Raw genomic sequence first — 11,381 nt, 5'->3', positions numbered from 1 at the left:
GCTCCATTCAAAAAAGGGGCTAGCAAAAAAACGATTGCAGCGACTTGGGCAACATCACGCCAGTGGCGTGGGCGCGCTCAAGCAGCTGCCAAAAATACCGGTAACTGGCACGGTCGTGCAGCTGTTCGTTCACAGACACGGGCGCCCAATGCGCTGCCAGGGCAGCCTCTATCACCTCAGCAGCGTGAGCAACTTCATCAAGCTGTGGCGACAAGGCCGCCACAATCACGCGCACTTGGTCAGGGTGAATACTCCACATGCGGGTGTAGCCCAAACGCTGGCTGGCAAAGCGCGCCGCCTGGCTTAAGGCCTCGCTGTCCTTGAACTCGGTCACCACACAATGCGACGCCACCTTGCCGTGCGCATGGGCGGCACTTGCGATTTCCAATTTGGCACGCAACACCAGCGGGTGCTCAAATTGCCCCGCTACGCTCATGGCTGAAGCGGGTATCGCACCACCATGTGCCGACACAAAATCCATCAGGCCAAAGCTCAAACTTTGCACACGCGGGTGGGCTGCGATGTCATGCGCTTGCGCCACCGCGGCGGGTGACTCAATCAGCACATGAATGGGCAGGCACTTGTTGGCTGCCGCGTCTATCACCTCGCAGGCTGCGTCCACATCGGCGCGGCGCTCGACTTTGGGCAGCATGACAAAGGCGACTTGAGACGCCGCCGCACCCACAATCGTGTGCACGTCGGTTTTAAAGTGGCCAGGCTTGCCGTCTGCGCGTGATCAAGCGCGTGCACGCGCACGCCCACTCGGGCACCAGCCAAGGCGGGTTGCTGCGCCAGCAACAGGTCAGCAATGCTTTGCGCATGCGCCTGCTCATGGCCCACAGGCGCGCCGTCTTCACAGTCCAGTGTGACGTCCATGACGCATGCACCAAACTCGGCCATCAACTCACGCTGAAGCTGCAAGCTTTTAAGCATGCGCGGCAACACACCGCAGTAGTGGTCACAAACGGGCAAACCCACTTGTGCGGCTTGCGCGCCCAACAACACATCGCGCGGGTGCAAAGCGCTAACAACTGTCATGGCGTTGCTCCCGTTGTGTGATGGTGTGTGCGGCTTCGCAATGTTTAGACCAAATGCGCAACAGCGGCTTGCTCGTCGGTCAACTCGCTCAGGGTTTTATTGATGCAAGTCTGGCTGAACGCGTCAATCTCCAAACCTTCCACGACGGTGTAGCTGCCGTTGTCACATGTGACAGGGAAGCCAAACATCACGTCCTTGGGAATGCCGTACTGGCCGTCTGAAGGAATACCCATGGTCACCCACTTGCCGTTGGTGCCCAAGGCCCAGTCGCGCATGTGATCAATGGCGGCGTTGGCAGCGGAGGCTGCCGAGCTCAGGCCACGCGCTTCAATAATGGCGGCGCCGCGCTTGCCAACTGTTGGCAAGAAGGTGTTGGCGTTCCAGTCTTGATCGTTGATCATGTCCTTGACCGACTCGCCTTTGATGGTGGCGAAGCGGTAATCGGCGTACATGGTGGGTGAGTGGTTACCCCATACGCACAGCTTTTCGATATCAGCAACGGCCTTGCCGGTTTTGCTGGCAATTTGGCTCAGGGCGCGGTTGTGGTCAAGGCGCAGCATGGCGGTGAAGTTGCTGCGCTTCAAGTCTGGTGCAGCTTTCATGGCGATGTAGGCGTTGGTGTTGGCGGGGTTGCCCACCACCAATACCTTTACGTCGCGGCTGGCAACAGCGTTCAAGGCCTTGCCCTGGGCTGTAAAGATGGCGCCGTTGGCGGCCAGCAATTCGGCGCGCTCCATGCCAGGGCCACGTGGGCGTGAGCCAACAAGCAACGCGTAGTCGGTGTCTTTGAAAGCCGTCATAGGGTCGGAATGGGCTTCCATACCGACCAGCAATGGGAATGCACAGTCTTGCAACTCCATCATCACGCCTTGCAAGGCTTTTTGCGCTTTTTCGTCCGGGATCTCTAGCAGCTGAAGAATGACGGGTTGGTCTTTGCCCAACATTTCGCCAGAAGCGATGCGAAACAACAAGGCGTAGCCAATTTGACCAGCAGGGCCTGTAACGGCAACGCGAACGGGGGCTTTACTCATAGTGATTAACTCCAACGGATTGAGAACACGAAAATGAAAGAAACAATGTGGTTGCCAGCCTCGAAGACGCACCGACAAACTGGGCGACAGTGTACTCGCGTAAACCCTAGCCGTCAATTTGTCTTATGTCTTATATAAGATATGATATCAGCCGCAGCTGTGCCACAATGGCAAGCGATTAACAAGGCGTCTTGCAAACGCCCTCACCCCATACATGAGCACCAGCCAATCAACCACCTCAGCCACAGAAGCCCCTGGCGACGCCATAAGCGACGCGGTCTCTGCCGCGGGTGGCGTGTTGGCGCCGCCCGCATTCAGCCCGCTGTACCAGCAAATCAAGGCGCTGATACTGCAAAGCCTGCAGCAAAGCGAGTGGAAGCCCGGCGACGTGATTCCCAGCGAGTTTGAGCTGGCAGCGCGTTTCAAGGTCAGCCAAGGCACGGTTCGTAAAGCCATTGATGAGCTGGCGGCCGACAACCTGCTGGTGCGCAAGCAAGGCAAAGGCACTTTTGTAGCCACCCACGCCGAGCAACAAGTGCAGTACCGCTTTTTGCGTCTGCAGCCCGATTTGGGCACCATACAAAGCGAAGGGCCAGCGCAGCGCAACATCGTGTCTTGCAAAAAAGTACGCGCCAGCGCCGAGGTGGCCCGCTTGCTGAGCCTGCGCACCGCAGACCCGCTGATTCAGGTGCGCCGCGTGCTGAGTTTTGCTGGCGTAGCCACCATTTGCGAAGACCTTTGGCTGCCCGCCGGCCCCTTCAAGGGCTTGAGCGCTGAGCACCTAAGCGAACACCCCGGTGCCATGTACAGCCTGTTTGAGACCGAATTTGGCGTGCGTATGGTGCGTGCCAGCGAAAAAATCAAAGCGGTGCTGCCAGATGAGCAAGCCGCTGTGTTGCTGCAGGTAGCCACCAGCACCCCCCTGTTAAGCGTAGAGCGAATTGCCTACACCTACAACGACACCCCTATGGAGCTCAGGCGAGGCCTGTACCTGACCGACACACACCACTACCAAAATGACTTGAACTAAAGCCCTCACCAATTGACCCGCCGCCTTCAAAAGCCGTAGCAAACTGATCGGAAACATGCGTGGCAGCATGAAGTACGCATGTTGCGTTGCAATAGAATCTTGGCAACCAAGCGGCGGTTACAAGCCAGTTACCTCCCTGGGTTGGCGAACGCCAGAACCCATTTTTCACAAGAAAGCCCCTGACCATGACCGAGTTGAAAAAACCGCGGCCTGAGTTCCGCAATATCAATGCATTCAAGGACTTGACCACTTACCGTTTGCCACCAGCAGGCTGGGTGTCGATTCTTCACCGCGTGAGCGGCTTGCTGATGTTTGTGCTGATGCCCTTCATCATCTGGATGTTTGACAAATCCATCAGTTCCGAGGTGTCTTTTGAGTACCTCACGTCGGCATTCGCAAACGGTGTAAGTATTTACCCTGGCTGGTTTTTGAAACTGGTGGTGTTGGCACTGTTGTGGGGCTACTTGCACCACTTCACCGCAGGTGTGCGTCACCTGTACATGGATGCCACCCACTCGGTCACCAAAGAGTTTGGCAAGTCCTCCGCTGTGGCGACTTTGGTTATTGGCTTAGGCCTGACAGCGGTGTTGGGTGCAAAGCTATTTGGCTTGTACTAAGTAGCACTTCAACACCAACAAAAAGGAAAAACCATGTCAGTGAATTTTGGTTCCAAGCGCGTCGTTACTGGCGCGCACTACGGCTTGCGCGATTGGATGGCACAACGCGCCACGGCTTTGCTCATGGCCTTGTTTACGGTTGTGTTGCTGGCCCAGGTGCTGTTCAGCACCGGCCCCATCACTTACGCAGTATGGGCGGGCATTTTCGCTGCCCAGTGGATGAAGACACTCACCTTTGTCGTGATTGTGTCCATGCTGTACCACGTGTGGGTTGGCATGCGCGATATCTGGATGGATTACGTCAAGCCCGTTGGTGTGCGCTTGGCGTTGCACTTGTTTACCTTGGTCTGGCTGATCGCGTGCGCGGCCTGGGCCATTCAAGCTCTTTGGAGGCTCTAAGCCATGACAGCAACTACTTCATCACTACCCAAACGCAAATTTGACGTTGTCATCGTCGGTGCGGGCGGCTCAGGCATGCGCGCATCATTGCAACTGGCTCGCGCTGGTCTCAATGTGGCGGTATTGTCCAAAGTGTTCCCAACCCGTTCGCACACAGTGGCGGCGCAAGGCGGCATTGGCGCGTCTCTGGGCAACATGTCCGAGGACAACTGGCACTACCACTTCTACGACACCATCAAGGGATCGGATTGGCTGGGCGACCAGGACGCCATCGAATTCATGTGTCGCGAAGCACCAAAGGTGGTCTACGACCTGGAGCACATGGGCATGCCGTTTGACCGCAACCCTGACGGCACCATCTACCAGCGCCCGTTTGGCGGACACACCGCCAACTACGGTGAAAAGCCTGTACAGCGCGCCTGTGCTGCAGCCGACCGTACTGGCCACGCCATGTTGCACACGCTATACCAACAAAACGTTGCCGCACGCACCACCTTCTTTGTTGAATGGATGGCGCTTGACCTCATTCGTGACGAGTCTGGCGACGTCGTAGGCGTAACCGCCATGGAAATGGAAACCGGCGACGTGTACGTTCTGGAGGCCAAAACCACGTTGCTGGCCACTGGTGGCGCAGGCCGCATTTTTGCAGCCTCTACCAACGCCTTTATCAACACCGGTGACGGCCTGGGCATGGCTGCACGCGCAGACATCCCGCTTCAGGACATGGAGTTTTGGCAGTTCCACCCCACTGGCGTTGCCGGTGCTGGCGTGCTGCTCACCGAAGGTTGCCGCGGCGAAGGCGCTATTTTGCTGAACAGCGAAGGCGAGCGTTTCATGGAGCGCTACGCACCGACCTTGAAAGACTTGGCACCGCGTGACTTTGTGTCACGCTGTATGGACCAGGAAATCAAGGAAGGCCGAGGCTGTGGTCCCAACAAAGACTACATCTTCATGAAGCTGGACCACTTGGGCGCTGAAACCATTCACAAACGCATCCCGTCTGTCTACGAGATTGGCGTGAACTTTGCCAACGTGGACATCACGCGTGAGCCTATTCCCGTCGTGCCTACCATCCACTACCAGATGGGCGGTATTCCCACCAACATCAACGGTCAAGTGGTCACGCCAGGTGCCGACGGCAAGCAACACGTCGTCAACGGTTTGTACGCAGTGGGCGAATGCTCCTGTGTGAGCGTGCACGGCGCCAACCGCCTGGGCACCAACTCATTGCTGGACTTGCTGGTGTTTGGCCGTGCAGCGGGCAACCACATTGTTGAGTTCAACGACAAGAACAAAGAGCACAAGCCACTGCCCAAAGACGCCGCAGACAAGTCGCTGGCCCGTTTGGCGCGATTGGACGCCTCCACCAGCGGCGAATACCCGCAAGCTGTGGCAGACGACATCCGCAAGTCCATGCAACTGCACGCCGGTGTGTTCCGCACGCAAAAAGCCATGGACGAAGGTGTCACGCAAATCAACGCCATGCGCGAGCGTGTGATGAACATTCACCTGGGCGACAAGTCCAAGACCTTCAACACCGCGCGTATCGAGGCCTTGGAAGTTGAAAACCTCATTGAATGCGCACAAGCCACCATGACGTCTGCAGCTGCACGCCACGAGTGCCGTGGTGCACACACTGTCTATGACTACGAACGCGGTGCAGATGACGCGGAATTCCCGTTGGGTCGCAACGACAAAGAGTGGATGAAGCACACCTTGTGGCACAGCGCTGATAACAGCCTGACCTACAAGGAAGTGAACCTGAAGCCACTAACCGTTGACTCAGTGCCCCCCAAAGTTCGCACGTTCTAAATACACACGGAGAACACACACATGGCTACCCGTACATTCAAAATTTACCGCTACGACCCCGAAAAGGACGCCAAGCCCTACATGCAGACCATAGACGTTGAACTCGACGGCTCTGAGCGCATGTTGCTTGACGCACTGATGAAACTCAAGGCGCAAGACCCCACCATCTCCTTCCGCCGCTCTTGCCGCGAAGGCGTGTGCGGCTCTGACGCCATGAACATCAACGGCAAAAACGGTTTGGCTTGTCTGACCAACTTGCTCACACTGCCACAAACCATTGTGCTGAAGCCCCTGCCAGGCTTGCCAGTGGTGCGCGACTTGATTGTTGACATGACCTTGTTCTTCAAGCAGTACAACTCCATCAAGCCCTACCTCATCAACGACACGCAAATTCCAGACAAGGAGCGTTTACAGTCGCCTGAAGAGCGCGACGAGTTGAACGGTTTGTACGAATGTATTTTGTGCGCCAGCTGCTCAACAAGCTGCCCCAGCTTTTGGTGGAACCCAGACAAGTTCGTAGGCCCCGCAGGTTTGTTGCAGGCCTACCGCTTTATTGCAGACAGCCGCGACCAGGCCACTGCCGAGCGCCTGGACAACCTGGAAGACCCCTACCGTTTGTTCCGTTGTCACACCATCATGAACTGTGTTGATGTATGCCCCAAGGGTTTGAACCCTACCAAGGCCATCGGCAAGATCAAAGAAATGATGGTGCTGCGCGCGGTTTAAACCCCCAGCTCCTATTAGCCAACAGGCCCGCCGTGACCACACACAACAACACCACAGAACAGCCCTTGCACGCGCTTTTGGACGAGCGCGCCATGAGCAAGCTCAAGTGGCGTTGCAGGCGTGGCCTGCTGGAAAACGACTTGTTCATTGAGCGCTTTTTCAAAACTTACCAGGCGGGCTTCACTGTCAGCCAGGCACAAGCGATGAATGCCTTAATGGACTTGTCTGACAACGACTTGCTAGACCTGCTATTGGTGCGCAAAGAGCCTGAGGGTGAGCTGGCCACCGCCGCCGTGACCGACTTGCTCAAGCTCATCAGAGCCAAACCCCAAACGGCGTAGCGCGCCGGGGTGACACTCACTTTTATTCGATATTTTTAAGGAATCCGCGTCATGAATTTATCTGACAACAAAGCCACGATGTCATTCAGCAACGGCAGCCCCAGCATTGAGCTGCCTGTTTATACCGGCTCCGTTGGCCCAGACGTCATTGACATTCGCAAGTTGTATGGGCAAACAGGCATGTTCACCTACGACCCCGGTTTCCTGTCCACCGCTTCATGCCAGTCCGCCATCACCTACATCGACGGCGACAAAGGCGAGCTGCGTTACCGCGGCTACCCCATTGAGCAGCTGGCCACGCAGTGTGACTACCTGGACACATGCCACCTGTTGCTCAACGGCGAGCTGCCCAACGCGCAACAGAAAAAAGATTTCGACCGCCTGGTCACCAGCCACACCATGGTGAACGACCAGATGCAGTTTTTCCTGCGCGGTTTCCGCCGTGACGCCCACCCCATGGCCGTGCTAACCGGCCTGGTGGGCGGCTTGTCAGCCTTCTACCACGACAGCACCGACATCACCAACCCTGAGCACCGCCACATTGCGGCTATTCGCCTGATCGCCAAGATGCCAACCCTGGTGGCTATGGCCTACAAATACAAAATTGGCCAGCCTTACATCTACCCCAAGAACTCACTGAGCTACGCCGGTAACTTCTTGCACATGATGTTTGCCACGCCATGCGAAGAGTACAAAGTCAGCCCCGTGCTGGAGCGTGCGCTTGACCGCATTTTCATCCTGCATGCTGACCACGAGCAAAACGCTTCCACCTCTACGGTGCGTTTGTGTGGCTCGTCTGGCACCAACCCATTCGCAGCCATTGCTGCTGGCGTGGCGTGTTTGTGGGGCCCTGCACATGGCGGCGCCAACGAAGCATGCTTGAACATGCTGGAAGACATTCAGCGCATGGGCGGCCTGGAAAAAGTAGGCGAATTCATGGAGCAAGTCAAAGACAAAAACTCAGGCGTGCGCTTGATGGGCTTTGGCCACCGCGTGTACAAAAACTACGACCCGCGCGCCAAACTGATGCAGGAAACCTGCAAAGAAGTGCTGGAAGAACTGGGCCTGGAAAACGACCCCTTGTTCAAGCTCGCCATGGCGGTTGAGAAAATTGCCTTGGAAGACGACTACTTTGTGCAGCGCAAGTTGTACCCCAACGTTGACTTCTACTCAGGCATCGTGCAGCGCGCCATTGGTATTCCAGTAAACCTGTTCACGGGCATCTTTGCCTTGGCCCGCACCTCTGGCTGGATTGCGCAGCTCAACGAAATGATTGGCGACCCCGAATACAAAATCGGCCGTCCACGTCAGTTGTTCACCGGCTCAGAAGTTCGCAACGTTATGCCATTGGACAAACGTTGATAGCAGCTGTTTGCAGCGCCTAGCAGCGGGCGCTCACACAACAAAGCCACCTCGCCCCAACAGGCCAGGTGGCTTTGTTGCGTATGGGATGCACCACGCGTTAACCAACCGCGCGCTGCCGCACGGCCTCATGCTTGTCGTCGTTTGCCGAGGCCTGCGCCAGCGCAATGGATGGCTTGGCGTCTATAGCCGCCATGGTGCCGCGCACAATGGCACCAGCGTGGATTAAGAGGCCTGCTGAATGCGCGTGACCCTGCACTTGTGCGGTTGCGCTGCATTCAACGATGTCACTGGCAATGAGATTGCCCACAACCTTGCCAGCCACGATGATGCGTGCAGCGCGAATGCTACCCATGACACTGCCACCTGCGCCTACCATGACCAAACCATGCTCTGCGTTGACGTTGCCCACAACATGACCGTCAATGCGCAAGCCAAAATCGTCTACCCACATATCGCCGTTGATGGTGAGGTTGCGGCCTACCAATGAGCACAACGCCAGATTGTTTCGGTTGATAGACATGGGCTTGGCCACTTTCAAGGACCTCAACCAGGACAGACATGATTGGACCACTTGTGGGGTGCGGGCGGCATAGGTGTAAGTTGTCTTGCTCATGGCGGTCCTTTTCGTGCATGGTTTATTGGGTAAACATCGCTGTTAGCAGCTTGTCGTGACAGCACTATTTATACACAAAATAGCTACATTTATTCACTTACTGAGCATTAAAAAGTGCTCTTTTAAATACTTAAATTATAAATATTACCGTATTGGTAGTGTTAAAAGATACTTGCCAGAAGTCATCAGGTTTATCTGCACCGCCCCCTTGAAAACAGCAAGACTGCCCTTATCATTAGCACTCGATGGCATTGAGTGCTAACAATGGCGCACTGGGTCAACCCAACGCTTGGCGCCGATGCAACCAATCAAGCCGTCTAGTCGTGCCCAGCACGGCTGTTTTGTTTGTTTTTTGAAACTGTGTAGTTCTATCTAGGAGATGCAATGAAACTACGTCCTTTAGCCGATCGCGTGATCGTTAAGCGTGTTGAAAACGAAACCAAGACTGCCTCTGGCATCTTGATTCCTGATAACGCGGCCGAAAAGCCCGACCAAGGTGAAGTACTGGCTGTAGGCCCAGGCAAAAAGAACGACAAGGGCGAGCTATCAGCCATGTCAGTTGCCGTAGGCGACAAAGTATTGTTCGGCAAGTACAGCGGCCAAACCGTCAAGGTTGACGGCGAAGAGCTGTTGGTCATGAAAGAAGACGACTTGTTTGCAGTGGTACAGGCCTAAGCCTTACACCACGCCCAACAGCAAGACCGTTAAACAGATTTTTAAATTTTTGGAGAGATAACAATGGCAGCAAAAGACGTCATATTCGGCGGCGAAGCCCGCGCACGCATGGTTGAAGGCGTGAACATTTTGGCCAATGCGGTCAAAGTGACATTGGGCCCAAAGGGCCGCAATGTGGTGTTGGAGCGCTCATTCGGCGCCCCTACCGTGACCAAAGACGGCGTGTCCGTGGCTAAAGAGATTGAACTCAAAGACAAGCTGCAAAACATGGGTGCACAGATGGTGAAAGAAGTTGCCTCACGCACCAGCGACAACGCTGGCGACGGCACCACCACTGCAACCGTGTTGACACAATCTATCGTGCGTGAAGGCATGAAGTACGTTGCAGCCGGTATGAACCCCATGGACTTGAAGCGCGGTATCGACAAAGCGGTAGCCCGCCTGATCGAAGAGCTGAAAAAGACCAGCAAGGCCACGACCACCAACAAGGAAATCGCTCAAGTCGGCACCATTTCTGCCAACTCTGACGAGTCTATCGGTCAGATCATTGCTGAAGCCATGGACAAAGTGGGCAAGGAAGGCGTGATCACCGTTGAAGACGGCAAGTCACTGCAAAACGAGCTGGACGTTGTTGAAGGCATGCAGTTTGACCGTGGCTACCTGTCACCCTACTTTGTCAACAGCCCAGAGAAGCAGTCTGCGATTTTGGAAGATCCGTACATCCTGTTGTGCGACAAAAAGATCTCCAACATCCGTGACCTGTTGCCTACATTGGAGCAAGTTGCCAAGTCAAGCCGCCCACTGCTGATCATCGCTGAAGATGTAGATGGCGAAGCATTGGCGACATTGGTGGTGAACACCATTCGCGGCATTTTGAAGGTTGTAGCTGTCAAGGCTCCAGGCTTTGGTGACCGTCGCAAGGCCATGCTGGAAGACATCGCCATTTTGACTGGCGGCAAGGTGATTGCTGAAGAAGTTGGCCTGACACTTGAGAAAGTGACTTTGGCCGACTTGGGTCAAGCCAAGCGCGTTGAAGTGGGCAAAGAGCACACCATCATCATCGACGGTGCAGGCGACGCAGGCGACATCGAAGCCCGCGTGAAGCAAGTGCGCATCCAGATCGAAGAAGCCTCTAGCGACTACGACCGTGAAAAGCTGCAAGAGCGCGTGGCCAAGCTGGCCGGCGGTGTTGCCGTGATCAAGGTTGGCGCAGCTACCGAAGTCGAAATGAAGGAAAAGAAAGCCCGCGTTGAAGACGCGTTGCACGCCACGCGCGCAGCTGTTGAAGAAGGTGTGGTTTCTGGCGGTGGCGTGGCATTGTTGCGCGCTCGTCAAAACGCTGGCGAAATCAAGGGCGACAACGCTGACCAAGACGCTGGTATCAAGCTGGTGCTCAAGGCCATCGAAGCGCCTTTGCGTGAAATCGTAGCCAACGCTGGTGGCGAGCCTTCAGTTGTGATCAACAACGTGATGGGCGGCAAGGGTAACTACGGCTTCAACGCAGCCAACGATACCTACGGCGACATGATCGAAATGGGTATTTTGGACCCAACGAAAGTGACACGTACTGCCTTGCAAAACGCTGCATCAGTGGCCTCTTTGATGTTGACCACCGAGTGCATGGTGTCCGAGTCTCCTAAAGACGACGGTCCAGCCATGGGCGGCGGCGACATGGGTGGCATGGGCGGCATGGGTGGTATGGGCGGCATGGGCATGTAACAAGCCCGCGCCCCT

General features: G+C 55.8%; 11 protein-coding genes and 1 pseudogene. 9 read left to right on the top strand and 3 right to left on the bottom strand.

Translation table 11 applies throughout. The features are described 5' to 3' along the window. Positions 1 to 19: 19 nt before the first annotated feature. Positions 20 to 1,038, bottom strand: a pseudogene (locus LN050_11145) (aldolase/citrate lyase family protein). 44 nt (positions 1,039 to 1,082) lie between these two features. Then, positions 1,083 to 2,069 carry a malate dehydrogenase gene (locus tag LN050_11140; GenBank protein ID UFS56266.1) on the bottom strand — a complete coding sequence of 329 codons (987 nt, stop codon included), beginning with the start codon at positions 2,067 to 2,069 and terminating at the stop codon, positions 1,083 to 1,085. Positions 2,070 to 2,283: 214 nt separating this feature from the next. On the opposite strand from LN050_11140, the gene LN050_11135 reads away from it, so the two are divergent. The 7 genes from LN050_11135 (at position 2,284) to LN050_11105 (ending at position 8,356) form a co-directional block, all read left to right on the top strand. Continuing rightward, on the top strand, positions 2,284 to 3,099 hold the full coding sequence (locus LN050_11135) for a GntR family transcriptional regulator (GenBank protein UFS56265.1): 816 nt from the start codon (positions 2,284 to 2,286) through the stop codon (positions 3,097 to 3,099). Between the two features lie 185 nt (positions 3,100 to 3,284). Continuing rightward, positions 3,285 to 3,716, top strand: coding sequence for a succinate dehydrogenase, cytochrome b556 subunit (gene sdhC, locus LN050_11130; GenBank protein UFS56264.1), 432 nt, complete (start codon positions 3,285 to 3,287; stop codon positions 3,714 to 3,716). Positions 3,717 to 3,749: 33 nt separating this feature from the next. Beyond that, positions 3,750 to 4,115: a succinate dehydrogenase, hydrophobic membrane anchor protein gene (gene sdhD, locus LN050_11125; GenBank protein UFS56263.1), complete on the top strand. Its 366-nt coding sequence runs from the start codon at positions 3,750 to 3,752 to the stop codon at positions 4,113 to 4,115. Between the two features lie 3 nt (positions 4,116 to 4,118). Next, a complete protein-coding gene (gene sdhA / locus LN050_11120; protein ID UFS56262.1) occupies positions 4,119 to 5,927 on the top strand; it encodes a succinate dehydrogenase flavoprotein subunit in 1,809 nt (602 codons plus the stop codon). Positions 5,928 to 5,948: 21 nt separating this feature from the next. After that, on the top strand, positions 5,949 to 6,653 hold the full coding sequence (locus LN050_11115; GenBank protein ID UFS56261.1) for a succinate dehydrogenase iron-sulfur subunit: 705 nt from the start codon (positions 5,949 to 5,951) through the stop codon (positions 6,651 to 6,653). 92 nt (positions 6,654 to 6,745) lie between these two features. Continuing rightward, positions 6,746 to 6,994 (top strand): succinate dehydrogenase assembly factor 2, encoded by a 249-nt coding sequence (locus LN050_11110; protein ID UFS57399.1) that lies wholly within the window; start codon positions 6,746 to 6,748, stop codon positions 6,992 to 6,994. A gap of 51 nt (positions 6,995 to 7,045) precedes the next feature. Then, positions 7,046 to 8,356, top strand: coding sequence for a citrate synthase (locus LN050_11105; protein UFS56260.1), 1,311 nt, complete (start codon positions 7,046 to 7,048; stop codon positions 8,354 to 8,356). A 100-nt stretch (positions 8,357 to 8,456) separates the two neighbouring features. Here LN050_11105 and LN050_11100 read toward each other — a convergent pair whose 3' ends face one another. After that, on the bottom strand, positions 8,457 to 8,879 hold the full coding sequence (locus tag LN050_11100) for a polymer-forming cytoskeletal protein (protein UFS56259.1): 423 nt from the start codon (positions 8,877 to 8,879) through the stop codon (positions 8,457 to 8,459). Between the two features lie 477 nt (positions 8,880 to 9,356). Between LN050_11100 and LN050_11095 the strand changes: the two genes are divergently transcribed. Continuing rightward, positions 9,357 to 9,647, top strand: coding sequence for a co-chaperone GroES (locus tag LN050_11095; GenBank protein UFS56258.1), 291 nt, complete (start codon positions 9,357 to 9,359; stop codon positions 9,645 to 9,647). Between the two features lie 63 nt (positions 9,648 to 9,710). Beyond that, positions 9,711 to 11,366, top strand: a complete 1,656-nt coding sequence (gene groL, locus LN050_11090; GenBank protein UFS56257.1) for a chaperonin GroEL — start codon at positions 9,711 to 9,713, stop codon at positions 11,364 to 11,366. Positions 11,367 to 11,381 lie beyond the last annotated feature (15 nt).

Source organism: Comamonadaceae bacterium M7527, from assembly GCA_021044545.1.
In the GTDB taxonomy this organism is placed as follows: Bacteria; Pseudomonadota; Gammaproteobacteria; order Burkholderiales; family Burkholderiaceae_C; genus RS62.
Note: the sequence above shows the minus strand (reverse complement) of the source record. Positions and strands in the feature narration are given on the sequence as shown.

What these genes read in the sequence shown, in the direction of transcription:
- LN050_11110 (UFS57399.1), top strand. Translation starts at nt 6,746, where the DNA reads ATGAGCAAGCTCAAGTGGCGTTGCAGGCGTGGCCTGCTGGAAAACGAC.
- LN050_11140 (UFS56266.1), bottom strand. Translation starts at nt 2,069, where the DNA reads ATGAGTAAAGCCCCCGTTCGCGTTGCCGTTACAGGCCCTGCTGGTCAA.
- groL (UFS56257.1), top strand. Translation starts at nt 9,711, where the DNA reads ATGGCAGCAAAAGACGTCATATTCGGCGGCGAAGCCCGCGCACGCATG.
- sdhC (UFS56264.1), top strand. Translation starts at nt 3,285, where the DNA reads ATGACCGAGTTGAAAAAACCGCGGCCTGAGTTCCGCAATATCAATGCA.
- LN050_11100 (UFS56259.1), bottom strand. Translation starts at nt 8,879, where the DNA reads ATGTCTATCAACCGAAACAATCTGGCGTTGTGCTCATTGGTAGGCCGC.
- LN050_11115 (UFS56261.1), top strand. Translation starts at nt 5,949, where the DNA reads ATGGCTACCCGTACATTCAAAATTTACCGCTACGACCCCGAAAAGGAC.
- sdhA (UFS56262.1), top strand. Translation starts at nt 4,119, where the DNA reads ATGACAGCAACTACTTCATCACTACCCAAACGCAAATTTGACGTTGTC.
- LN050_11135 (UFS56265.1), top strand. Translation starts at nt 2,284, where the DNA reads ATGAGCACCAGCCAATCAACCACCTCAGCCACAGAAGCCCCTGGCGAC.
- LN050_11105 (UFS56260.1), top strand. Translation starts at nt 7,046, where the DNA reads ATGAATTTATCTGACAACAAAGCCACGATGTCATTCAGCAACGGCAGC.
- LN050_11095 (UFS56258.1), top strand. Translation starts at nt 9,357, where the DNA reads ATGAAACTACGTCCTTTAGCCGATCGCGTGATCGTTAAGCGTGTTGAA.
- sdhD (UFS56263.1), top strand. Translation starts at nt 3,750, where the DNA reads ATGTCAGTGAATTTTGGTTCCAAGCGCGTCGTTACTGGCGCGCACTAC.